This is a genomic window from Floricoccus tropicus (assembly GCF_001832905.1).
Lineage (GTDB): Bacteria > Bacillota > Bacilli > Lactobacillales > Streptococcaceae > Floricoccus > Floricoccus tropicus.
Genome location: NZ_MKIR01000024.1, coordinates 179,344 through 202,440 on the forward strand (window position 1 = coordinate 179,344; position 23,097 = coordinate 202,440).

Sequence of the window (23,097 nt, forward strand, 5' to 3'; positions counted from 1 at the left end):
TATGAAAAGAAGCGAACGATTGGTAGATTTTACAAACTATCTTTTAAATAATCCCAATCAATTAACATCACTAACTTTTTTTAGTAATCGTTACAATGCTGCTAAATCTTCAATCTCAGAAGATTTACTAATTATTAAAAAGATTTTTGAAGAAAGTGAAGTTGGTATTATCACAACTTATGCTGGGGTAAGTGGGGGTGTTGTTTTTACACCAGGTATCAGTAATGATTTTAGTCTAGTACTTGCAAAAGAACTACTAGATGAATTACTAAAGGATAACCGTATCTTACCTGGGGGATACATCTACCTTTCTGACCTTTTAGGTGATCCGAGAGTTCTTAAGAATATTGGAAAAATTATTGCTCACGAGTTTAGAGATTCAAATATTGATGCAATAATGACAATTGCCACTAAAGGTGTGCCTATTGCTCAATCAGTTGCAGAAATTTTAGGAGTACCTTTTGTTATTGCAAGACGTGATCCTAAAATCACTGAAGGGGCAACAGTCAGTGTCAACTATATGTCAGGATCAAGTGCTCGCGTAGAAAAAATGACTCTTTCTAAGCGTAGTCTTAAATCAGGAAGTAATGTTCTTCTTGTTGACGACTTCATGAAAGGTGGAGGAACTTTTGACGGAATGCGTAGTCTCGTTTCTGAGTTTGACTGTCAACTTGCAGGTATTGCAGTTCTTGCTGAAGGGGTCTTCAATGGAGACCGCCAAGTTGAGGATTATAAGTCAATTTTAAAAGTAGAAAAATTAGATATTCAATCAGGTGAAATTCAAGTTAGCCTAGGAAATATTTATAATAAAAAATAGAAATCAACTGACATTATTAACAAGTGATGTCAGTTTTTTTATAGAACCAAATATCTATATAAAACTTATCCACATGTTAATAATATGAAATACTATATTTTAAAAATCTTGTAAGCTAACTCCAAAATGTTATAATAATCCATATGAAAAATAAATTATATTATCGATTTACAGCTAGCGTCCTTTTGCTGGTTCTTATGTTTTTAGGTTACACAATAAAATTTTATCCAGATACAGTTAAACCTTTCGATAGTGCTATTCAAAATTGGGCATTTTCATTACGCAGTGATTCAATGACAAGTTTTCTTAAATTCTTTACTGGGATCATCAATCCAATTTCAATTATTATTATAATGATTGTCTTAATATTATTGTTTATCTGGCGTAAATGGTATAGCGAAGCAGTTTTTCTAGCTGGTAATTTTATTTTAGTATCAGGAATTTTAAATCCGATTTTAAAATATGTATATAATCGAAGTAGACCAGATGGAGTGCATTTAGTGCATGAAACAACACTTTCGTTTCCGAGTGGGCACGCGGCAACTTCAATGGTAGTATTTCTATCTTTGTTTTTTATCTTCTCTGCTAGATTAAAAACAAGAAGTTTAAAAACAATACTTGCAATAATTTTAGGACTAATGATATTAATCGTTGGCTTCTCACGAATTTATCTGGGAGTACATTATCCTACAGATATTATCGGTGGGTATTTGTTGGCAAGTGGATGTGTGCTCTATGCCTATCCCTATTATGACGCTTGGCGCTTCCAACTACGATTTAAGGGAGAACAAAAATGACCCAAAAGTCTTATACTACTTGGAATGAATACTTGCGCGCTAATTTTGGTCAAAAGATATTTAAAGTACCGATTGATGCAGGATTCGACTGTCCTAACCGAGATGGTACTGTTGCTTCAGGAGGCTGTACATTCTGTTCGGTATCTGGTTCGGGAGACATGATCGTGGCGCCAGAACAACCTATACCCGTACAATTTGAGAAAGAAGTTGAATTTCTCCATAAAAAGTGGAAGGGTGTAAAAAAGTATATCGTATACTTCCAAAATTTTACTAACACTCATGCGCCAGTAGAGGTGTTACGTGAGCGTTTTGAACAGGCTGTCAGTATGCCAGATGTGGTAGGAATAAACATTGGTACACGTCCTGATTGTTTGCCACCAGAAACAATTGACTACCTTGCGGAGCTAAATGAGCGAATGACCGTTTGGGTTGAACTGGGCCTTCAAACTACCTATCAAGAGACTAGCGACCTTATAAACCGTGCTCATGACTATCAAACCTATCTAGATGCTGTAAAAAATTTACGTGCTAGAGGTATCCTTGTATGTACCCATTTGATAAATGGTTTACCAGGTGAAACGAAGGAAATGATGATTGAGAATGTAAGGCGGACAGTTGAGGATAGTGATATACAGGGAATTAAGTTACATTTGCTTCATCTGATGAGAAACACCCGAATGCAAAGAGACTATCATGAAGGACGTTTACAGCTTTTATCACAGGAAGAATATGTGGATATTATATGTGATCAGCTAGAAATTATTCCAAAAGATATAGTTATCCACAGATTAACAGGAGATGCACCAAGGGATTCGTTAATCGGACCAATGTGGAGCTTGAAAAAATGGGAAGTATTAAATGCAATTGATTCTGAGATGGAGCGTCGAGGAAGTGTGCAAGGATGCAAAATTAGGAGGTAGTAATTTTATGTTAAGCCCGCTAAATATGGCGCATTATTGGCTTAAGGAGATAATCGAGCCTGATGATATAGTTATTGATGCTACTATGGGAAATGGTTTTGATACGATCTTCTTAGCTCAGTTAACTAAAAAAGTTTATTCTTTTGATGTTCAGGAGGCTGCAATAGTTTCTACACAAGAAAAACTTGTGGAAAATAAATTAGAAGCTCAACTTATCCTTGATGGACATGAAAATGTGGATAAGTATGTGGATAAAAATGTTAAAGCAGCGATATTTAATCTTGGTTATCTACCTAAAAGTGATAAATCAATAATTACTAAGGCCCCTACAACCCTTGCAGCACTGAGAAAGATTCTTGCAATGATGAAAAAGGGCTCACGCTTAGCAATTATGGTATACTATGGACATGTTGGTGGAAGCGAAGAAAAGACATCTGTGGAAAACTTTGTGGAAAACTTAGAACAAAAAGAATATCAAGTTATGAAATATGGGGCTATGAACCAAAAGAATACTCCCCCTTTTCTAATAATGATTGAAAAACTAAAATAAAGAGGTGTAAAATGAACAAAGAAAAATTCGAAGAAAAAGCAAGTCAACAAGCATTACCTGTAATGATTGAATTTAAGGACCAAGTTTTTCCCTTACTTTTTGAAAAACAAACTCCATATGCATGCTTAAATTTTTCAAAAGAAGCAATTGAATTAAATGACATTAATCCAATTACAAACAAAAAAGGACAAGCATTTGGTGGATGGACTTATCCAGATATTAAAAGAATTGAATTTTTGTCAGTTCCTAAAAGCTTTGGAGTAGTAATTGGTAATCAAGGAGTACCTAATAATTTAGGACTAAAAATTATCTTTAAAAACGGAAATGTTTACGGTGTTGAGTGTGAAGATATGAATGTAGCACCTTTACTTATCGACTTTTTGCCAGAACATGGAATCGAAGTCGCAGATAGATTATTAGATAAATAAAAAAATGACTTATCAAATTGATAAGTCATTTTTTAAACCAATTATTTTTGATTTTTTAACAAATCACGAATTTCAGTAAGAAGGATAGTTTGCTCATCAAGTTCTTCTGCCTGTTCTTCTTCAACATTTTTAGGACCCATAATTTTGTTAACGGCCTTAACAATTATGAAAATTACAAACGCTGTAATCAAGAAAGTAACGACACTATTAACAAATGCACCAATCCCAAATTTAGCACCACCTATTTTGAGTACAAAATCTTTGAATGGTAGGTCCCCAGAAGAGAAGATTCCTAATATAGGTGTTAAGATATTTTCAGTCAATGAATTTACAATTGCTGTAAATGCTCCACCAATAATAACCCCAACTGCCAAATCAAGAACATTACCTTGCATGATGAATTCTTTAAATTCCTGCGCCATCTTTTTAAACATAAAAAATTTCCTCCAAATTATTCCAATAATATACTAATATTATCATATTTCATCTTGCAAAAAAAGCAAAAAGATATTTAATATAATTATAGGCCTGTTATTTAATAAATAATATTGAATAGAATTTCTTATATAAAGGAATTAACTGTAACAAGAAGTTATAAATCAATTGAGACCTTTATTTAATAGGATATAAGAAAAAAGTAAAAAAATTGTAATTAATAAGGTCTTTAATAGTAATACTGTTTAGTGTATAATAGTAAAGATTTATTGTATAAGGATGGAGAAAATGAAAAATACGTTGTCAAAGACACTACTATTATTAATAGTAGGTGGAGCTGCTTTAGCTGTTTGTTTCTTTGGATATAAGGCCAAATCAGACTCAGTTAGAAAGCAAAAAATTGAATATGCTCAGCAAACTGCAAAGAAGGAAAGTGCTAATATAAAAGCAATAAAAACTAGAGTTGAAAAATTCTATGTTAATTCTTCACACGATACATTGTTAAATAATGTATCAAAAGAAAATGTAAAAAAAGAATATGATAAGCTAAGCTCTATAAAGATTTCAGCTCAAGATTTTGGTGTGCCTGAAAAATATTTAACATCAGATGTTAAAGAACTAGGTAATGAGAAGGATGATGTCCTTAAACTTATTAATGATGTTCAAGATAAATTGAATATACAATCGAAAATAAGTGATTTATTTGAAGGCGGAATTAAAGATTGGCAAAAAGAACCAACATCTGACGTTTCTGCAAAATTAGCAATAAAAGACGGTGTAAAGAAAGAGACAGTTAATAAGCTTAAAGAGCCTATAAATACTAAAGGTGGTACATGGAATAAAATAGCTAGTCAATATTTAAACATTGCAAATGTACAAGTTGATCAATTAACTGATATAGAAACTTTGATTTCTAAGATGATCAAGGATGGGAAAATTACCAAAGATGCCACAACAGATAATTATGCTCTCCTTACGTCTAAAATTGATAATATAAAAAATGATAAACTAAAGAGCAAATATATGGATCAAGCAACTAATATCAACAGTCAAATGACCTCTAATGTTGAAGCAACTCCTGTTGAATCAGATGATAGTGAAACACCAGTTGAAAGTCCAAGTGAGGAACAAGAAACAGCAGAATCAACTGTAGCTGTAGAAACACCGCCAGTGGCTCAAGAACCTACTGTAACCCCTCAGCAACAAAATAATAATACAGTGCCACAAGGTCAACAAGTTGAGACACCAAGTCAAGAAGTTCCGACTGGAAATAGTACTCAATCAAATACAAACCAAGATACTACAACAGTACCGAATGATAATAATCAAACACCACAAACAAATCCTCAAGTTCCAAATCAAGGAAATACACCAAGTGGAAGCGGCTCTAATTGATAAAGTTGAAAGGTAAGTTGAAATATAATGTCAAAAACTAAAAAAATTATTATTACACTTTTATCTATAGTTGGTGTGATTCTTGTATTTGTAGCGGCCATCTCAGTGAAGATGTATACTGATGTAGAGAAGTCAGTGGACAAGACATTTGCTAAAGTGGAGAGAAAAGACACACGCGATGTAAACTTGAAAAAGAAACAACCATTTTCTATGTTATTAATGGGTATTGATACGGGTGAGCTAGGGCGCATAGAACAAGGACGCTCTGACTCTATGATGGTTGGTACAGTTAATCCAAACCAAAAACAAACAACTATTGTAAGTATTCCTCGGGATACATACACTGAGATTGTTGGTAGAGGAACCATGGATAAGATAAACCATGCTTATGCTTTTGGTGGTGTATCTATGTCTATGGATACGGTGCAAAAATTGTTAGATATTCCAATAGATCATTATATTTCAATTAACATGAAAGGTTTAGAAGAACTTGTTGATGCAGTTGGGGGTGTTGAAGTAAACAATACCCTACAATTTAATTATGACGGAAATAATTTCCCAGAGGGTACATTAGAGTTAGATGGTAAGCGTGCTCTTGCATATACTCGAATGAGATATGATGATCCAAATGGTGATTACGGTCGTCAAGAAAGACAACGTAAAGTTATAACAGCAATTGGAAAAAAACTTGCATCAGTATCAACTGCTTCAAAATATCAAACAATTTTGAAGTCTATGGAAGATAATGTTAGAACCGATTTAACTTTTGATCAAATAAAGACGATAGTATTAGATTATTCTCCGGCTTTTGACAATGTAGTTGATGAACAAATGAAGGGTGAAGGAGTTATGCGAGATGGTGTGTCTTATCAAGATATTCCAACTGCAGAATTAGACCGAATTCAAACAATTTTAAAAAAGCAATTAGAAATTGATAAATAGGAAAAGGAAGAGTGTGAAATGGAAGAAACGGTTAGTGTAAATGATATTTTTCAAATATTGAAAAAAAGAGCATATTTAATTATTATTAGTATGCTCATTGGATTAGGAGTAGCGGGTTTTTTAACTTTCTTTGTTATGACTCCTAAATATAGTTCAGAATCACAATTGATTGTTACTTTACCTCAAGATGATAGACAATCAAACAATGCGAATGATGTTAATGGTAACTTGCAAATGATCAATACATATAAATCATTGATTACGGGAGATTTAGTAATTAATCAAGTCAAGGACCGTATGGCTTCAGATTATGGAATTAATATGACTCAAGATGAGTTGCGTAAGGCTATAAAAGTAAACCAGACTCAAAATTCCTTAATGTTTGCGATAAATGCGACTACTGACAATGCATCAAAATCGGAAGAGATTGCTAATCTTACAGCAGAAGTATTTCAGGAAAATGCAAAAGATGTCATGAATGTTGATAAAATTTCAATTATCTCGAAAGCAACTGCAAATATGAATCCAGTTTCACCAGATCCAAAGAAGAATCTAGTTATTGGGTTAGTTGCAGGGATGATAGTTGGTGTTGGACTTGCATTGTTATTTGAACAGTTTGATAGAACTATTAAAGATTCAAAATTTATTACGGACAATCTTGCATTTACACTATTGGGTACTGTACCTGAAATGTCATCAAAGGAAATTGCTGATACAAATAGAGGAGTTCAGATTGAAAGAGAGTCTCATTCAATAGAAAAAGAAGATACTCAAATTTCAAAAAATTCTGAAGAAACAGCATCTAGTGACACAAATAAACGTAGAAGAAGATCAAGGGTATAAGGAGTACATAATGTTTAAGAAAAATAATAGAAAAAAAGAGACTACACAAGCAGTCAGTCTGATTACTCTAGCAGATAAATCTTCACCGGTATCAGAACAATACCGTACTATTCGTACTAATATTCAATTTGCCTCAACCGTTAATAACGAGATTAAGACAATGGTTATTACTTCATCAGGACCTTCAGAAGGAAAATCAACTACAGCAGCAAATCTAGCAGTTGTCTTTGCTAATTCTGGTCAAAAAGTTCTAATTGTTGATGCAGATTTACGTAAACCAACTGTGGCTAAAACTTTTGCTTTACCAAATGTTGGAGGACTTAGCACTCTTCTTACAACTCCACAGCATGTTACTGATATTGCACAGTATAGTGGTATTGATAATCTCTATGTCCTTACAAGTGGACCAAAGCCACCAAATCCGTCAGAGTTATTGGGATCAGTAAGAATGAATGAGATCTTACAAGAAGCTAGGGATAATTATGATTTTGTAATTTTTGACATGCCACCTGTTGTAGCAGTTACTGATGCGCAAATTATGGCATCAAAAGTTGACGGAACATTGGTAGTTGTGCGTGAAAATGTATCTAGAAAAGATGCTTTACTAAAGGCAAAAAATTTATTACAAATGGTTAATGCAAACGTACTTGGAGTAGTATACAATGGTGCCAAGAATGTGGCAGATCAAGGCTACTACTACTACGGAGCATAGAAAGTGTGAGGAGAAAATATGAGTGATTTAATTGATTTGCATTGCCATATTCTGCCTGGTGTAGACGATGGAGCACAGACTATTGAGGATAGTTTGGAAATGGCTAAAAAAGCTGTTAGTCAAGGTATCAGTCATATTTTATGTACTCCACATCATAATAATGGAAAATATCATAATCCAGCTAATAAAGTAATTCCACGTGTTGCTGATCTTCAGGAAGAATTGGATAATCGACAAATTCCATTAACAGTCCTTGAGGGGCAAGAAGTTAGGATTACTGGTACTTTGATTGATGATATCAATCGTGATGAAATTCTTTTTACTGACTTAGATAATACATATATACTTATAGAGTTTCCAACAATAGATGTACCAAGCTATACAGAACAACTTTTTGTAGAGCTTTTGCTTAAGGGACATACACCTGTTATAGTTCATCCGGAAAGAAATGCTAAATTTAGGGAAGACCCAAATCTTTTAATTAAGTTTTTAGATATGGGTGTTTTAGCACAATTAACTGCGCCGAGTTATGTAGGGATTTTTGGAAAATCTATTCAAAAAACTGCTAAACAAATGGTAGAAAATAATTTGGTTCAGATGGTGGCATCGGATGCTCATAATTTAAAACATCGTGATTTTTATCTCAAAGAGGCTTTTCAACAAATTGAAAAAGATTTTGGAAAAGATAAGGCTGAATTCATGAAACAAGTTGCAAAAGATCTCTTGAATGGGGATAAGATAAAAATGCCAGATTATTCTGAAGTAGGTAGCAAGAAGAAAAGGTTTGGAATATTTTAAAAACAAGGAGTACCGGAAATGGAAGAAAGTGTAGCTATTAAGGGCAAAGATATAGATAAAATTGGAAAAAACATTAAAATTAACAAAAATGAATTAGATTCAAAAAGAAATACTAAACTAGCAAAGAGAGTGATGGATATTGGTCTAAGTACTATTGGCTTAATAGTTGCAGCACCGATTATTACTGTCACTGCTATTGCTATGAAACTAGAAGAACCAAAGGGTCCTATTTTCTTTTCACAGACACGTGTAGGAGAAAATGAGAACGAATTTAAAATTTTCAAAGTGCGTTCAATGTGTGTTGATGCTGAAGATAAATTGGAATATCTATTAAAGCAAAATGAAGTTGATGGTGCTATGTTTAAAATGAAAGAAGATCCCAGAGTCACAAAAGTTGGAAGGTTTATCCGTAAAACAAGTATTGATGAACTACCTCAGTTGTGGAATGTGCTAAAAGGGGACATGTCACTTGTTGGACCTAGACCGCCTTTACCAAGAGAAGTTGAAAAGTACACAACATATGATAAGCAAAGATTACTAGTCAAACCAGGTTGTACAGGTTTGTGGCAAGTAAGTGGACGAAATGAGATGGGATTTGATGAAATGGTGGAATTGGACTTGCATTATATTAACAATTTAAGTCTAACAAATGATTCTAAAATTATTCTTAAAACTGTTGGAGTGATTTTAAAACCAAATGGTGCATACTAATATGGGTATTGAAGAAAAAAAAATGATTTTTCAAGATAAGGTATCTATATTGATGCCACTGTATAATAGTGAAAAATTTTTAGTTGATACTGTAAACTCAGTTTTAAATCAAACATATGATAATTTTGAGTTGTTGATCGTTGATGATTTATCAACAGACAATTCATTTGAAATTGCTAAAAATTTAAAAAAAGTAGATGACAGAGTAAAAGTTTTCCAGTTGGAAAAAAATAGTGGTGCTGCAAAAGCAAGAAATTTTGCACTATCAAAATCATCTGGGAGATTCATCTCATATTTAGATGCTGATGATTTGTGGAAAAATAATAAGTTGGAATTACAGACTAAAATAATGATAGATAACAATTATCCATTTACTTGTACTAGTTATGATGTTATTAATGAAAATGGAGAATTATTAAATAAAAAAATTACGATGCTTCCGAGGGTTGACTACAAAGGATTTTTGACAAACAATTTATTACAAACTGTCGGAATAATGGTGGATTTAGATATTGTGCCCAAAAATTTATTAATGATGCCGGATTTGAGAAGAAGACAAGATGCTGCTACTTGGCTACAAATTTTAAGGAATGGTTATGACTGTTATGGTGTTGATGAAAGTCTAGCATACTATCGTCGTGTATCTAATTCACTATCAAGTAACAAAATAAAAGCTGTTAAAGGGGTTTGGTACTTGTATAGAGAAGTAGAAAAATTACCATTTTTATTCTCAGCTTATATATTTTGTAGGTATGCACTATTAGCAATATGGAAGAGGATATATATTTCAAGAGGTAAAAATGAGTAATCTAATACTATTTACAAAAAACTTTCCTTACGGTAAAGAAGAAGCTTTCATAGCAAACGAATTAGAAGTGATGTCAAAAAAATTTGACTCTATAATGATAGTTGCTTGTGAGGTACCATTATCAATAAAAAATGAAATTAGAAAAATACCAGCTAATGTAAAAGTAAAAAAAATTGATAGAAATTTCAATACTTTCAATAAAGTAAAGTTATTAATTTCTAAAAATACAAATAATAATTATTTTGATTCAAGAGCTGATTCTCTATATAAAAAACTTTTTTTGAAATATTTCATATCAAAATCTTCTAGTATATTAAAAGATATATTAGAAGACGATGAAATAAATAAATTTATATCAAAATCTTCTGAGATTGTTTATTATAGTTATTGGTTTTTCGTTACAGCTCTTATTATGGTAAATGTGAGTGAAAAATTCCCGTCAAATAATAAATTACTTATAAGTAGAGCCCATCGATATGATCTATATGAAGAAGAGAATAAATTAAAGTATTTACCTTTGAGAGAATACTTGTTAAAAAATATTGACTATATATTTCCAGTTTCAAAAAATGGTACTTCGGTATTAAGAAAAGATTTTCCAAAGTATTATGATAAGATTATCACTTCTTACTTGGGAACGATTGATCATGGATATTCTACAATGGTAGAAAAAAAAGAGTTTTTAATAGTTAGTGTATCAAGGATCGAAGCGGTTAAGAGAATTGATAAAATTGTTGAATCACTTGCTTTAATAGACGATATTCCAGATATAAAGTGGGTTCACTTTGGTTCAGGTTCTGAAGAAAAAATTGTTAAAGATTTAGCACAAAAAAAATTAAAAGGGATAAAATTTGATTTTAAAGGTGCGGTACAAAATGATGATATATTGAAGTTTTATAAGGAAAATGATGTTTCATTATTCTTAAACGCTTCATCAAGTGAGGGAATTCCAGTTGCAATAATGGAGGCATCAAGTTTCGGGATCCCAGTTATTGCTACGAATGTTGGTGGAACTTCAGAAATAATTATTAATGACAAATATCTAATAGACAAGGAATTTCAACCTATAGAATTATCAAATAAAATTGAGGAAATGATAAATTATAAAAAAACATTTTCTAATTATTTGGAATTAAGAAAAGAGGTGAGAAATAAGTGGGAGAATAATTTCAATTCGTACACTAACTATTCTGACTTCTATTTAAAAGTTAAAAACGAATTGGACACCAAAAAATTATGATAGCATATTTAATATTATTAATAGTTAGTATTTATACAGTATACTTATTTGAAAATAAAAAATATATAAATCTTGTTATTACTATTTTATTATTTACAATAAGTGCTCCTAATATTGCACTTAAATCAATGAAATTTGATTCACTATATTTATATGTTGTCATACTATTAATGTTAAGTGTATTATACTTGAAAAAACTTATTGTTTCTAATCTTTATAGATTCACTTTTAATATATATGTAGCACTTATGCTCTTATTTTTCTTTTCCTGGATTATAAAATCAAGATTAGCTCCAATTTCAGTAATCATGACATTAGCTGGTATGATTAAGTTTTTAATAATTTTAGCAGTTGTTCAGACTATATTTGAAATATTAAATATAGATATAAAGATACTTTTAAAAGAATTTTTTATCGTAGGTCTTTTAATTAACATATTAGCCACTGCTTATCAAATTGTTTCGCCTTTAAATGCATATAAGTTATTTTCAGAACTTTATAGCTCAAATACTGCTACTTATTATATTAGTGCTGATGCCCAAGGGAACACAGGAGGTTTCGTGAAGGGCTCTTTCACTAGATACTTTGGGCTTTTTGATAGTCCAATGTTACTTGGGTGTTTTTCACTTTTTGCTACTGTTTTCTTCATATATTTTATTTTATTTTCACAGGATAAAATCTTTAAGAACTTACTATTTTTGTTGGCATCATTAGTATTAGGAATACTATCTACTACAAAAACGTACTTAATTGGGCTTCCACTTATGTGTGTTATTATGATTGTTTTGTATGTCTTCTCTACAAAGTTGACATACAATAAACTATGGAAGCTTTTATCAATAGCATTTATTTTTGTAATGTTATTTTTATGTGGTCCGAAAATCTTAGATTTTATTGTTAGAATTAAACCTAATGTTACATATTATCTGGAGTTTTTAAGAAACCCTAGTTCAATTTTTTCTACTCGATTAGGTGATGGAGGATATATTGGTCAACTTCTTGATGTTGTAAAAGATAATTTGTTTATTGGTGTCGGTCCAGCTAGTATAAAAGGTGAGCCTATAGCAGATAATGCATATCTTGTATTACTTCACCATGGTGGTTTGATTGCTATAGTATTAGTGGGTATTTTATTTATAAAGTTTATTACTATATCCTTATCTACAAAAAATATGTTAGGCTTATTTTTCATATTAGTTTTACTATTTTTGAGTACTGGACAGACAATACTGGTTGGAGCAAATGTGACATTATTTGTTTATTTCTATTTAATTAATTTGCAAGAAGATAATAAAAAATTAATATTTATTTTTGGAGGAAAAAATGATTCCTAAAATTATACATTATTGCTGGTTTGGGGATAATGAAAAAAGTATTCAGGTGCAAGAATATATAAAAGTTTGGAAAGAAAAATTACCCGATTACGAATTTATGGAGTGGAACGAATTATCATTCAATATTCAAAAAAATAAATTTGTAAAAGAAGCTTATGAAGAAAAAAAATATGCTTTTGTGAGTGATGTTGCTAGACTTGATGCCTTATACTCCTTTGGTGGTATATATATGGATACAGATGTTATTCTTAAAAGGAGACCAGATTCGGTCATCAAGTCAACTGATTCTCTAGTGCTCGGTTTTGAAAATGGAGGTTGTCAGATCTCGACAGCTTTTATTGCTTCTGAGAAATCTAATGAACACATAGGAAAATTACTGACTGATTATGATGCTAAATCTTTTATGATCGTTAATGAAGGAAAGGTTCAGTATGACAGTACTCCGAATACTTACTTATTTGCTGAGTATTTTTCAAATTTAGGATTAAAGTTAGATAATACCTATCAAGAAATACAGAATGCAAGGATATATCCAGAGGATTATTTTAGTGCTTATGATTTTAGATTTTTTGAAATAACAGAGACAAATAATACTGTTTGTATTCATAATTTCAACGGCTCATGGTCTACAAAAAATAAAAAGATAAAGAAAAAAGTAAAAAAAATATTAATAAATATTTTTGGAGTAGATAATTATAAGAAATTTTATTTTCTTGTGAAAGGTAAAAGTTAATGAAAATATTAGTAATAGGTGAATTTTACTCCTCAAATCTTGGAGATGCAGTAATTTGCGAATCAACATCTTATATATTATCCAAAAAAATAAAAAATAATAATGTTGATATCCTTGATTTTTCTGGTAGAGAAGAATTTTCAACCCAAAAAATTGAATTAAATAAGGTTGATAAATTTAGTTTAAAGAAATTAATTAAAAAAAATATTTATTTGAACTCAATTATTATGTATATAAAAGGTCAGTATCCCAAGTTTAATAATATTAATTTAGAGGATTATGATGGTGTAATTTTAGCAGGTGGTCAACTGTTTCTTTGGTATTTTTTCTGTCCGTTGATTGTTTCTTTTAGAGCATTGCATAGAAAGAATATTAAGACAACCTTAAATAGTGTTGGATATGGAAAACTTGATAATTATTTTTCTAGAAAATTTATCAGTAAGTATTTAAATAAGGATAATATTAAATATATAAGTGTTAGAGACCATAAAAAAGAGTTCGAAAAATTAACTAGAAAAGAAATTTTTGTTTCACCAGATTCGGCTATTTTCTCTGCAGATTGTTATGGAGTAGATAAAGATACAAATTCCCATCAAATTGGATTGGGAATTATGTATATTGAAGGTAAGAGAGAAATATTAAAAGAGTACTGGAAAAATGTGATTGAAATTTTAAATAGAGAAAATAAGGAATGGTCCTTCTTTGTAAATGGAGCTGAAAAGGATTATGAATTTGCAATTGAAATATTAGAAGAGCTTGGATTTCCGGTTACAGATAAATATCTAAAAGATAGACCAGTATATCCAATTGATTTAGTTAACCTTATTTCTTCTTTTGAAAGGATTATGTCTTTTAGATTACATAGTCATATAATTTCTTATTCTTTAAGAATACCTACAATAGCACTATCGTGGGATAATAAGGTTAACAGTTTTTTTAATATGATAGATAAATCTGACAATGTATTCAATTATACAGATAAGGATATTGAGAAAATGGTGAAAAAATTATTTGAAAGTAGTTATGATAATGCTTCAGATGATGATTTATATTTTAATTTACGAGAGCAGTGCTTACAAAATTTATACAGTCAAATTGAATTTTTTAAATAATATAAAAAATGAGGGAGAGTCAACTCGTGAATACTTATAAAAAATTGGTTGGTAATTCTCTAATTTTTGCAATTGGTAATCTTGGGAGTAAATTTATTACTTTCATAATGTTACCTTTATATACATATAAATTATCCACTTCAGAGTATGGAACTACGGATGTAATACAAACTACTGTCATGTTATTGTTACCAATAGTTTCCTTAAGTATCTATGATGCTGTACTGAGATTTGCAATGGATGAAAAAGAAGAAAAAAGTGATATATTTTCTTCCGGTATTTTAGTCAGTATTATTGGTGTTTTTATTTCACTTATAGTAACTTTGGTAATGTTTTCTCTAAATATTCCGTTTTCAATTTTTTTCTTTATGTTACTTACAGTACAATCTTTTCAAAATTTAACTTCACAGTTCTGTAAAGCAATAGGAAAAGTTAAATTGTTTGCAGTAAATGGTATTGTTTTATCTTTTGCTACGGCTTTAACTAACGTACTATTTTTGATTGTATTTGAATTTGGAGTTTTTGGATACTTATGGTCAATTGTGGCTAGTAACTTACTATCGATTATCTTTATGGTTGTTGTTGGTAGGTTATATAAATATGTAGACTTTAGAAAGATTAATAGGGATACTATATTTCGGATGCTTAAATTTAGTGTCCCATTAGTTCCCAATAGTATTGCTTGGTGGACATCTAATACTATAAGTAGGTATTTCATTCTATATTTCCTTGGTGCATCAGTGAATGGATTATTTGCAGTTGCAAATAAAATACCTACGTTGCTATCAGTGGTCAATAGTATTTTTTTTCAAGCTTGGCAGATGACGGCTATCGAAGAGTTTGAATCAGAAGATAAAGATGAAATATATTCAAATACTTTTAATGTGTATTGTCAAGTCCTATTTTTAGGTAGTGCAGTCATATTAGCAATGATACAACCGTTGATGAGTGTTTTGGTGTCACCTAAATTTTATCTTGCATGGGAATATGTTCCATTTTTATTGACAACAGTAATATATTCTAGTTTATCAGGATTTTTGGGGCAAAACTATGTGGCAGCAAAAAAAACAGTAGGAGTGCTTGTTACGACAATATTTGGTGCAGTTGTTAACATCTTAGGGAATTTTATTTTAGTACCAACTATGGGGGCTATTGGAGCTGGGATAAGCTCAACGATTGCTTTCTTTGTAATTTGGTTAGTTCGTATGAAAGATAATAAAAAGTTTTCAAATATGAAAATAGATAATAAAATGTTTATTTTAAACAATATACTTATTTTTTCTCAAATAATGTCTATGTATCTATTAAAAGGAAAAGCGATGTATATTAGTATTATTATTCATTTATTACTTATTTGTGTTGTAAATAGACACTTACTAAGTATTTTAACTAGATATTTAAAAATTAGAAAAGTAAGGATGTAATTATGAAAGTATCAGTTTTTGGTTTAGGGTATGTTGGTTTAGCAAATGCATTGCTTTTAGGACAAAATGAAGATGTAAAAGCATATGATATTGTTGAAGAAAAAATTGAAATGTTAAGAAATGGAAAATCACCTTTAGTTGATAAAGAGATTGTTGAATTTTTAGAACGAGATGATCTGAAAGTTGAGTTTACTACTGATTTTGAAGATGCAGTCAGATTTGCTGATTATTTAATCATAGCTACTCCAACTGACTATGATGAGAAAAAAAATTATTTCAATACTTCAACTGTCGAAGATGTAATTACTCGAGCGTTAGAAATTCGTCCAGATGCAACATTTATAATAAAATCTACAGTACCAGTTGGTTACACGATAGAGACACAGGAAAAATTTGGTACTAAAAATATTATTTTTTCACCTGAATTTTTAAGAGAAGGCAAAGCACTTTATGACAACTTATATCCTTCAAGAATTGTAGTTGGAGAAAATTCTAAGCGAGGCCAAGAAATTGCTCAGATGTTTAATGAGAATACTCATAAGGAAAATGTTGACGTTCTATTAACAAATCCAACTGAAGCTGAAGCAATTAAGTTGTTTTCGAATACATATCTTGCATTAAGAGTTGCTTACTTTAATGAGCTGGATACATATGCTGCAATGCGCGGATTGGATTCTAAGCAGATAATTGAAGGCGTAGGATTAGATCCTAGAATCGGTTCACATTACAACAATCCTTCATTTGGTTATGGTGGATATTGTCTGCCTAAGGATACAAAGCAACTTCGAGCAAACTATGAAGATGTACCAAGTAATATTATTGGAGCAATAGTAGATTCGAATACTACAAGAAAAGATTTTATTGCAGATCAGATTATTGAAAAAGAACCAAAAGTAGTAGGAATTTACAGACTTACTATGAAGGCTAACTCTGATAACTTTAGATACTCTTCTATTCAAGGTGTTATGAAACGTATTAAAGCAAAAGGTATTGAGGTAGTTATTTACGAACCTACTCTTGAAGATGAAACTTTCTTTAATTCTCGTGTTGTAAAAAACTTTGATGAATTTAAAGAAATTTCAGATGTTATAGTATCAAATCGTATAGAAAAAGCATTAAAAGATGTTGCTGAAAAAGTTTATACACGCGATATCTTTGGGACTGATTAGTAAATGCTCATATGTTTTGACTTTGCATCTATCAAAACTAAGTATATAATATAATAAATGTTAGGGTAGTCATTTTATGACTACTTTTTATATATAGATTTGAGGTAATAATGAAGTCAATAAAATATTTAATAAGTCTAATTTTATCTTTTGTAACTAGTTATGTAGTTGTTGGGTATTTAGCTTATCCTACACTATTATCTTATCCTAGATTGGAGAGGACGATGGGTCGATTTCCTTATACTAAGGAAACTTTAATTCTATTTTTAGCGATGGGTTTATTCTTAGCGTATATCCAATGGGATTTAAGAAAAATATCAATAGTTTATATATATTTAGCTTGTACAGTATATTTATTCTTACTTTTTGTAGTTCTTTTTACCAAAGCAGAATCTTATCATGCTCTGAGTTTAGATTTATTTGATTTTTTAAAACTTAATGAAAAGGACATTCGGGAGGCGCTGCTTAATGTGCTGTATTTTATACCTCTGGGAATAATTTATGGTTTCAGAGCATCTAGGTTAGAATTTGTCTTCATTTCATTATTAACAATTTTAGGGATTGAAACAATTCAATATGTTTTTTATTTAGGTACTTTTGGACTTAGTGATATTATGTTGAATTTTATTGGAACAACAATAGGATATTATATGTGTAAAAAGTCAGAGCCCCATTTTTCTTAAGGTAAATAATAGTAGGGTATTTAATAATGCACAGTAATTAGTGTATAATACATATTGATAATAGGTATTTCAATATATAATATTGATGGAATTTGTATAAATAAGGAGAAAAAGAAATGACGGTTTTAGTTTTAGGTGGTGCTGGTTATATAGGTAGCCATGCTGTAGATCAACTTTTATCTAAAGGATATGATGTGGCGGTTGTTGATAATTTTTCTACTGGGCATAGACAAGCAGTTCCAAGCGAAGTTCCCTTCTACGAAGGTGATATTCGTGACAAAGAATTTTTAACAAAAGTATTTTCAGAAGTAAAAGATATTGAGGGTATCATGCATTTTTGTGCATTCTCACTTGTTGGTGAATCTATGGAAAAGCCACTTAAATATTTTGATAATAATACATACGGTGCTGTTTCTTTGTTGGAAGTAATGCAGAAATTTGATGTAAAACATGTTGTTTTTTCTTCCACTGCGGCAACTTTTGGAAAAGTAGATGTTATGCCTATTACTGAAGAAACACCAACAAATCCAATCAATCCTTATGGTCAAAGTAAATTGATGATGGAACAGATTATGAAATGGCAAAGTCAAGCAACGGATATGACCTATGTTGCACTTCGCTACTTCAATGTTGCTGGTGCTAAATCAGATGGTTCAATTGGGGAAGCTCATACTTGTGAGACTCATCTTATTCCAATTTTAATGCAAGTTGCTCTTGGACAAAGAGAAAGCATTCAAATTTATGGAGATGATTATAATACCCCTGATGGAACAAATGTCCGAGATTATGTTCAAGTAGAAGATTTAATTGATGCTCATGTTAGAGCATTAGAGTATCTAAAAGCTGGTGGACAATCTGACTTTTTTAATCTTGGTAGTCAAGAAGGATTTTCAAATCTTCAAGTTTTAGAGTCGGCTCGTCGTGTCACAGGTCATGAAATTCCTGCTGTTCTTTCTGATCGCCGTCCTGGTGATCCCGATTCACTTTACACTAGTAGTGAAAAGGCAAAATTAATTCTTGGATGGGAACCAACTTACAAGAATATTGATGATATAATTGCTACTGCTTGGACTTGGCATTCAAAACATCCTAAAGGTTATGAGAATTAATTAATATCAAATATAAATTAGAAGTGTAATATATGGTTTAAATAATCGTATGTTGTACTTTTTTTCTATATTGAATGATTATTATCAGAGTTATTAAACTGAAATATTATTGTTATATTAAATATATTTAGATTAAATATATATTTCAAGTAAAATATGTTGATGATTTAAATGGTCTATACATGATATACTTTAGTCACTAAGAAATTATAAATAAGGAGTGGACTTTAGTATATGAAAAAGGGCTTGTTTAAAATAGGAGCAGTATGCGTACTTTCAACGACTTTAACTGGTTTTGTACCAACATTTTTACCGAATGCAACACATGCTATTGTTTCAGAAGCAGCAGTAATTGGTGATGATTATCCTTCAACGTGGAAAAATCGTCCTTTAGGAGCTACGTATGATTCTTGGGGAATGGCTACAAGATACTGTACTTCGTTTGTAGCAAACCGTTTAAGTAGGGTAAATAAATTTAATATTAATCGCAGTGGATATAGTTGGAATGCTAACATGTGGGGTAGTAATGCTAAAAAACAAGGCTATCGTGTGGATATGAATCCAGCAGTTGGAGCTGTTGCATGGTGGACTGGGATGCATGTTGCATGGGTTGCAGAAGTTAATGGAAATCAAGTACTCATTGAGGAATATAATTGGAATAACAGTGGAGCATATCATAAACGTTGGATTTCAAAAAATTCAGTATCAGGATATATACACTTTAAAGATTTATCTTCATCTAGTAAACCATCTACGCCAGCACCTAAACCAACAACACCTAAACCAATAGCACCTAAACCAACAACACCAACTACGCCATGGAAACTTGTAGCAAGCAGAGGTGTTTATGTTGTGCCTTCAAATCGTTATGTGCGTAATGAACCTAAGAAAACAAGCAGAGTTTTAGCTACTTATATCAAAGGTGAGAAAATATATTATGATTACAAAGTGAACTATGATGGGAAAACATGGATTTCATATAAGTCTGCTTCAGGAACACGCAGATATGTAGCAATTAATTAAATAATTTATATATATGAGTATACACAAAAAGGTAGCATTATTAGCTACCTTTTTGTATTGTAATGTGAATATTATATTGTTTTTGAGTTTGTAGAATAGTCAAAATTTTGCTATCATTATGTTAATATTTATACTTAGAGGTAAAAATGACTAAAGAAAAAAAATTATACTCGAGACGTTTTAAAAAAAATCATAAAATATCTCTCGCTGAAGAAGACAGTGACGTTGAAGAAGTTCAAAAAGAAAACGTTTTGAACCTAGATGAAACTTCAAAAAAAGAAAAAAAAGTTCTTATTTTTGTTTTACTTGCACAAATATCTATTTTATTATCTTTAAGTTTTCGTTCGTTTCCACTTTTTAATGTTTTTTATACTGGATTGAAGGAATCAATAAATACTTACTCGGGATTTGCCATGAATAATGGTCAAGTTCCTTATAATAATTTTTATTCAAATGATGGTCCAATTTTCTTTTTAATTAATGAGCTTGGGAATATTCTTGGGAATACATGGATTTTATGGGGATTTGAGGTATTGAATCTTCTTCTTATTTCGAGCTTCATTTATAAACTGGCTCGTAAAAGAAACTTATCAGTATCTTATGCGATTTTGATTAGTATTTTAAGCATTATAGGAATTACTGTTACATTAAATGGTGGTAATCTCGCTTCAGGCTTTGCAATTTATCCTATGCTTTGGTCTATTGAATTTATTGAAAAAATATTTAATAGTGAAGTTGATAGTGATAGGAACTTTATTTTATTTGGCTTATTTCAAGCAATAACAATATTTATTGTTCCAGGAGTCTTATTAGTTAATATATTATTCTTTGTATTTTTCTTTATTAAATTTTTTAAGGATAAACCTTTTGATAAGCAAAAAACTTACAAATTTATTTATAATTTACTATCCTACATATTTGGTTTTCTAATAATATTTTATTTGATAATTTATTATGGATTAATTAATCAGTTTTTATCTACTGCTGTTGAGCAGATGTTTATTTTACCTTTTCAATCGATTGTCTTTGATTCATCTTTGATATTGAATGTGGTTGTTACGCTTGTTGTTTTAATATTAATTTTTGGAAAACAACTTATAAGCATTTTAAAAGAACTAAGGGGTGTAAATAAGGATAATATTTTTTACAAATATATAATTTGTTCATTACTTGTATATTTCATATTTACTATTCTAAATCCAATGTATGTTATAGGAGATATGGTTATTCTTCTACCACTTTTAATCGTTCCCATTTTGAGAAATGAGAACATGGTAGATAAAAAGTTTTCTTTTTTAACTGTAATGAAGCATTTATCACTTCCTATAATAGGCATTTTTGCAGTACTTGCGCTTTGTATAAATTCAAAGATTGAGAATAAATCAATATTTGAAGATGAAAAAAGAGTTGCTAGTTATTTAAAACAAGAAACTAGTAAGAAGGATAGGGCGATTGTTCTATCTGATGATTATAATATTTATGTCAATTCAAAACGCCTAGCGATGTTGCCTATACCTTTACCAAGTTATCCAGAAAAATATAAGTTACGTTTTGAGGAGCTCCTCCCTAAAACAGAATCAAAATTTATTATTTTGGAAGATGACTATAATGGTGTTGGAACTAAGACTGTAAAGAATGAGATTGCTTCTTTCTATTCTTTGAATAAGAAATTTAAATCAAATAACTTTGAAGTATATAATCGAATTAAAAGCGATGAGTCATTACTTGATGATAAAGAGAGTGACAAAGAGAAAAAATCGTCTAAAGAAAAAACAAAATCTCTATCAAATTCTAGTGAAAAACTAGATAGCAACAGTAGCGAAGAGCTTCAACCTGTACCAGATTTTATTCCAGATCAACAATATAATAATTTTGATCCTAACCGACAATACTATGGACAATAAAAATGGATGCTTAGAAGCATCCATTTTTCTATATAATTAATAGCTTAAAATTTCTTTGACAGCTTCATCATCAAGGCGACGAGCAACTTCTGTCAGTAATTTTACAGTGTTTAGGTAATCATCTTCGTGAATCATTGAAGTATGACTGTGTAGATAACGTACAGGTACAGTTACTGCAAGACTTGGAATACCATCATGGCTAAGGTGCATACGACCAGCATCAGTTCCTCCACCTGCAATTACTGTATATTGGTAAGGAATGTTTAATTCATCAGCAATATCAGTTACAAAGTTGATAAGTTTTTGATGCGGAATCATCGTAGCATCAAATATTAGGATTTGAGGTCCTTTACCAAGAACACTGTCAGCTTCTTTTGGAGTCATTCCAGGGGTATCACCAGCAGTACCAGTATCAACAGCAAATGCAATAGCAGGATTTACCTTGTGAGTGAGAGTTTGAGCACCACGAAGACCGACTTCTTCTTGAACGTTTGCACCTAGATATAGTTGATTTTCAACTGGATTTTCTTGAGCTAAGTTTTCAAGAACTTTAAGAACGATAGCAGTACCGATACGGTTATCCCAAGCTTTACCAAGAAGGAATTTACCACCATTTAAGCGAGTAGCTTCAATGCGAGGGGTAATCATGTCACCAGGGCGAATACCAAGAGCTTCAACCTCTTCTTTAGAAGACATACCAAGATCGATAAACATATCCTTGATATCATATACCTTATTACGAACTTCAGCAGTTAGTACATGCGGTGGTTTAGAACCAGTCACACCTTGAACCTTGTCACCTTTACGAGTAGTGATAGTAACTTGTTGCGCAAGCATAACTTGAGCCCACCAACCTCCAACAGTTTGGAATTCAATGAATCCTTTGTCAGTGATATTAGTTACCATGAAACCAACTTCGTCCATATGGCTAGCCATTAAAACTTTAGGTCCTTTTTCACCGTAGCGAGCAACAACACTTCCAAGCCCGTCAAATTCAATATCAGAAGTATATTTTTTAGCTTCTTCCTTGAAAATTTCACGCACTTCTTGTTCGTGACCTGCAATACCATCAACATTACTTAAATTGTATAGAAATTGTTCTTCTTTAGTGTCCATTTTTTCTCCTTTTAAAAAGTTAATCTTATTTTATCATAAGTTGGACTTAGATTAAATAAGGACGTGCTTTCATAAATTCGCATAACTATATATT

24 protein-coding genes are annotated in these 23,097 nt (G+C 31.0%); 22 read left to right on the forward strand and 2 right to left on the reverse strand.

Annotated features, from left to right (window positions below):
* The first annotated feature begins 1 nt into the window (after window position 1).
* From purR to BG261_RS08930, 5 genes are all read left to right on the forward strand, one after another.
* Window positions 2–817 carry a pur operon repressor gene (gene purR, locus BG261_RS08910; protein ID WP_083318318.1) on the forward strand — a complete coding sequence of 272 codons (816 nt, stop codon included), beginning with the start codon at window positions 2–4 and terminating at the stop codon, window positions 815–817.
* 197 nt (window positions 818–1,014) lie between these two features.
* A complete protein-coding gene (locus tag BG261_RS08915; RefSeq protein WP_158007196.1) occupies window positions 1,015–1,614 on the forward strand; it encodes a phosphatase PAP2 family protein in 600 nt (199 codons plus the stop codon).
* Window positions 1,611–2,534, forward strand: coding sequence for a tRNA modification radical SAM protein MnmL/YtqA (gene mnmL / locus BG261_RS08920; RefSeq protein ID WP_070792975.1), 924 nt, complete (start codon window positions 1,611–1,613; stop codon window positions 2,532–2,534). Before BG261_RS08915 ends, mnmL begins: the two co-directional genes overlap by 4 nt.
* A gap of 7 nt (window positions 2,535–2,541) precedes the next feature.
* Window positions 2,542–3,084 carry a tRNA 5-(aminomethyl)-2-thiouridylate-methyltransferase MnmM gene (gene mnmM / locus BG261_RS08925; protein WP_070792976.1) on the forward strand — a complete coding sequence of 181 codons (543 nt, stop codon included), beginning with the start codon at window positions 2,542–2,544 and terminating at the stop codon, window positions 3,082–3,084.
* Window positions 3,085–3,095: 11 nt separating this feature from the next.
* On the forward strand, window positions 3,096–3,512 hold the full coding sequence (locus BG261_RS08930) for a hypothetical protein (RefSeq protein ID WP_070792977.1): 417 nt from the start codon (window positions 3,096–3,098) through the stop codon (window positions 3,510–3,512).
* A gap of 41 nt (window positions 3,513–3,553) precedes the next feature.
* On the opposite strand, the gene mscL is transcribed toward BG261_RS08930, so the two are convergent.
* Complete coding sequence (gene mscL / locus BG261_RS08935) at window positions 3,554–3,934, reverse strand: large conductance mechanosensitive channel protein MscL (RefSeq protein WP_070793131.1); 381 nt, start codon at window positions 3,932–3,934, stop codon at window positions 3,554–3,556.
* 301 nt (window positions 3,935–4,235) lie between these two features.
* Between mscL and BG261_RS08940 the strand changes: the two genes are divergently transcribed.
* The 17 genes from BG261_RS08940 to BG261_RS09020 all read left to right on the forward strand — a co-directional run bounded on the left by BG261_RS08940 (window position 4,236) and on the right by BG261_RS09020 (window position 21,887).
* Window positions 4,236–5,342, forward strand: coding sequence for a RodZ family helix-turn-helix domain-containing protein (locus BG261_RS08940; RefSeq protein WP_070792978.1), 1,107 nt, complete (start codon window positions 4,236–4,238; stop codon window positions 5,340–5,342).
* A 27-nt stretch (window positions 5,343–5,369) separates the two neighbouring features.
* Window positions 5,370–6,284 carry an LCP family glycopolymer transferase gene (locus tag BG261_RS08945; protein ID WP_070792979.1) on the forward strand — a complete coding sequence of 305 codons (915 nt, stop codon included), beginning with the start codon at window positions 5,370–5,372 and terminating at the stop codon, window positions 6,282–6,284.
* Window positions 6,285–6,302: 18 nt separating this feature from the next.
* Window positions 6,303–7,127, forward strand: coding sequence for a YveK family protein (locus BG261_RS08950; RefSeq protein ID WP_070792980.1), 825 nt, complete (start codon window positions 6,303–6,305; stop codon window positions 7,125–7,127).
* Between the two features lie 10 nt (window positions 7,128–7,137).
* Window positions 7,138–7,839, forward strand: a complete 702-nt coding sequence (locus tag BG261_RS08955; RefSeq protein ID WP_070792981.1) for a CpsD/CapB family tyrosine-protein kinase — start codon at window positions 7,138–7,140, stop codon at window positions 7,837–7,839.
* 18 nt (window positions 7,840–7,857) lie between these two features.
* Window positions 7,858–8,637, forward strand: a complete 780-nt coding sequence (locus BG261_RS08960) for a tyrosine-protein phosphatase (RefSeq protein WP_070792982.1) — start codon at window positions 7,858–7,860, stop codon at window positions 8,635–8,637.
* Window positions 8,638–8,655: 18 nt separating this feature from the next.
* Window positions 8,656–9,348 (forward strand): sugar transferase, encoded by a 693-nt coding sequence (locus BG261_RS08965; RefSeq protein ID WP_070792983.1) that lies wholly within the window; start codon window positions 8,656–8,658, stop codon window positions 9,346–9,348.
* 1 nt (window position 9,349) lies between these two features.
* A complete protein-coding gene (locus tag BG261_RS08970; RefSeq protein WP_206598621.1) occupies window positions 9,350–10,156 on the forward strand; it encodes a glycosyltransferase family 2 protein in 807 nt (268 codons plus the stop codon).
* 70 nt (window positions 10,157–10,226) lie between these two features.
* Complete coding sequence (locus BG261_RS08975) at window positions 10,227–11,396, forward strand: glycosyltransferase (RefSeq protein ID WP_158007197.1); 1,170 nt, start codon at window positions 10,227–10,229, stop codon at window positions 11,394–11,396.
* Between the two features lie 308 nt (window positions 11,397–11,704).
* Complete coding sequence (locus BG261_RS08980; RefSeq protein WP_143603386.1) at window positions 11,705–12,730, forward strand: hypothetical protein; 1,026 nt, start codon at window positions 11,705–11,707, stop codon at window positions 12,728–12,730.
* Window positions 12,720–13,463: a glycosyltransferase family 32 protein gene (locus BG261_RS08985; RefSeq protein WP_070792986.1), complete on the forward strand. Its 744-nt coding sequence runs from the start codon at window positions 12,720–12,722 to the stop codon at window positions 13,461–13,463. Before BG261_RS08980 ends, BG261_RS08985 begins: the two co-directional genes overlap by 11 nt.
* Window positions 13,463–14,575, forward strand: a complete 1,113-nt coding sequence (locus tag BG261_RS08990) for a polysaccharide pyruvyl transferase family protein (RefSeq protein WP_070792987.1) — start codon at window positions 13,463–13,465, stop codon at window positions 14,573–14,575. Before BG261_RS08985 ends, BG261_RS08990 begins: the two co-directional genes overlap by 1 nt.
* A 26-nt stretch (window positions 14,576–14,601) precedes the next feature.
* A complete protein-coding gene (locus BG261_RS08995) occupies window positions 14,602–15,999 on the forward strand; it encodes a lipopolysaccharide biosynthesis protein (protein ID WP_233278923.1) in 1,398 nt (465 codons plus the stop codon).
* Between the two features lie 2 nt (window positions 16,000–16,001).
* Window positions 16,002–17,168 carry a nucleotide sugar dehydrogenase gene (locus BG261_RS09000; protein ID WP_070792989.1) on the forward strand — a complete coding sequence of 389 codons (1,167 nt, stop codon included), beginning with the start codon at window positions 16,002–16,004 and terminating at the stop codon, window positions 17,166–17,168.
* A gap of 110 nt (window positions 17,169–17,278) precedes the next feature.
* Complete coding sequence (locus tag BG261_RS09005; RefSeq protein ID WP_414653953.1) at window positions 17,279–17,851, forward strand: VanZ family protein; 573 nt, start codon at window positions 17,279–17,281, stop codon at window positions 17,849–17,851.
* A gap of 116 nt (window positions 17,852–17,967) precedes the next feature.
* The gene (gene galE, locus BG261_RS09010) at window positions 17,968–18,960 is read left to right on the forward strand and encodes a UDP-glucose 4-epimerase GalE (RefSeq protein ID WP_070792991.1); all 993 of its coding nucleotides are present in this window, start codon (window positions 17,968–17,970) and stop codon (window positions 18,958–18,960) included.
* Between the two features lie 234 nt (window positions 18,961–19,194).
* Window positions 19,195–19,983, forward strand: coding sequence for an SH3 domain-containing protein (locus BG261_RS11185; RefSeq protein ID WP_070792992.1), 789 nt, complete (start codon window positions 19,195–19,197; stop codon window positions 19,981–19,983).
* 146 nt (window positions 19,984–20,129) lie between these two features.
* Window positions 20,130–21,887 carry a hypothetical protein gene (locus BG261_RS09020; RefSeq protein WP_070792993.1) on the forward strand — a complete coding sequence of 586 codons (1,758 nt, stop codon included), beginning with the start codon at window positions 20,130–20,132 and terminating at the stop codon, window positions 21,885–21,887.
* 36 nt (window positions 21,888–21,923) lie between these two features.
* On the opposite strand, the gene BG261_RS09025 is transcribed toward BG261_RS09020, so the two are convergent.
* A complete protein-coding gene (locus BG261_RS09025; RefSeq protein WP_070792994.1) occupies window positions 21,924–23,003 on the reverse strand; it encodes a M42 family metallopeptidase in 1,080 nt (359 codons plus the stop codon).
* Between the last annotated feature and the right edge of the window lie 94 nt (window positions 23,004–23,097).

Coding starts and splice junctions, on each gene's coding strand:
- BG261_RS08970 (WP_206598621.1), top strand. CDS start 9,350: ATGGGTATTGAAGAAAAAAAAATGATTTTTCAAGATAAGGTATCTATA.
- BG261_RS08975 (WP_158007197.1), top strand. CDS start 10,227: ATGTCAAAAAAATTTGACTCTATAATGATAGTTGCTTGTGAGGTACCA.
- BG261_RS08955 (WP_070792981.1), top strand. CDS start 7,138: ATGTTTAAGAAAAATAATAGAAAAAAAGAGACTACACAAGCAGTCAGT.
- BG261_RS08930 (WP_070792977.1), top strand. CDS start 3,096: ATGAACAAAGAAAAATTCGAAGAAAAAGCAAGTCAACAAGCATTACCT.
- BG261_RS09020 (WP_070792993.1), top strand. CDS start 20,130: ATGACTAAAGAAAAAAAATTATACTCGAGACGTTTTAAAAAAAATCAT.
- purR (WP_083318318.1), top strand. CDS start 2: ATGAAAAGAAGCGAACGATTGGTAGATTTTACAAACTATCTTTTAAAT.
- mscL (WP_070793131.1), bottom strand. CDS start 3,934: ATGGCGCAGGAATTTAAAGAATTCATCATGCAAGGTAATGTTCTTGAT.
- BG261_RS11185 (WP_070792992.1), top strand. CDS start 19,195: ATGAAAAAGGGCTTGTTTAAAATAGGAGCAGTATGCGTACTTTCAACG.
- galE (WP_070792991.1), top strand. CDS start 17,968: ATGACGGTTTTAGTTTTAGGTGGTGCTGGTTATATAGGTAGCCATGCT.
- mnmL (WP_070792975.1), top strand. CDS start 1,611: ATGACCCAAAAGTCTTATACTACTTGGAATGAATACTTGCGCGCTAAT.
- BG261_RS08990 (WP_070792987.1), top strand. CDS start 13,463: ATGAAAATATTAGTAATAGGTGAATTTTACTCCTCAAATCTTGGAGAT.
- BG261_RS09000 (WP_070792989.1), top strand. CDS start 16,002: ATGAAAGTATCAGTTTTTGGTTTAGGGTATGTTGGTTTAGCAAATGCA.
- BG261_RS08980 (WP_143603386.1), top strand. CDS start 11,705: ATGACATTAGCTGGTATGATTAAGTTTTTAATAATTTTAGCAGTTGTT.
- BG261_RS09005 (WP_414653953.1), top strand. CDS start 17,279: ATGAAGTCAATAAAATATTTAATAAGTCTAATTTTATCTTTTGTAACT.
- BG261_RS08950 (WP_070792980.1), top strand. CDS start 6,303: ATGGAAGAAACGGTTAGTGTAAATGATATTTTTCAAATATTGAAAAAA.
- BG261_RS08945 (WP_070792979.1), top strand. CDS start 5,370: ATGTCAAAAACTAAAAAAATTATTATTACACTTTTATCTATAGTTGGT.
- BG261_RS08940 (WP_070792978.1), top strand. CDS start 4,236: ATGAAAAATACGTTGTCAAAGACACTACTATTATTAATAGTAGGTGGA.
- BG261_RS08960 (WP_070792982.1), top strand. CDS start 7,858: ATGAGTGATTTAATTGATTTGCATTGCCATATTCTGCCTGGTGTAGAC.
- BG261_RS09025 (WP_070792994.1), bottom strand. CDS start 23,003: ATGGACACTAAAGAAGAACAATTTCTATACAATTTAAGTAATGTTGAT.
- BG261_RS08985 (WP_070792986.1), top strand. CDS start 12,720: ATGATTCCTAAAATTATACATTATTGCTGGTTTGGGGATAATGAAAAA.
- mnmM (WP_070792976.1), top strand. CDS start 2,542: ATGTTAAGCCCGCTAAATATGGCGCATTATTGGCTTAAGGAGATAATC.
- BG261_RS08915 (WP_158007196.1), top strand. CDS start 1,015: ATGTTTTTAGGTTACACAATAAAATTTTATCCAGATACAGTTAAACCT.
- BG261_RS08965 (WP_070792983.1), top strand. CDS start 8,656: ATGGAAGAAAGTGTAGCTATTAAGGGCAAAGATATAGATAAAATTGGA.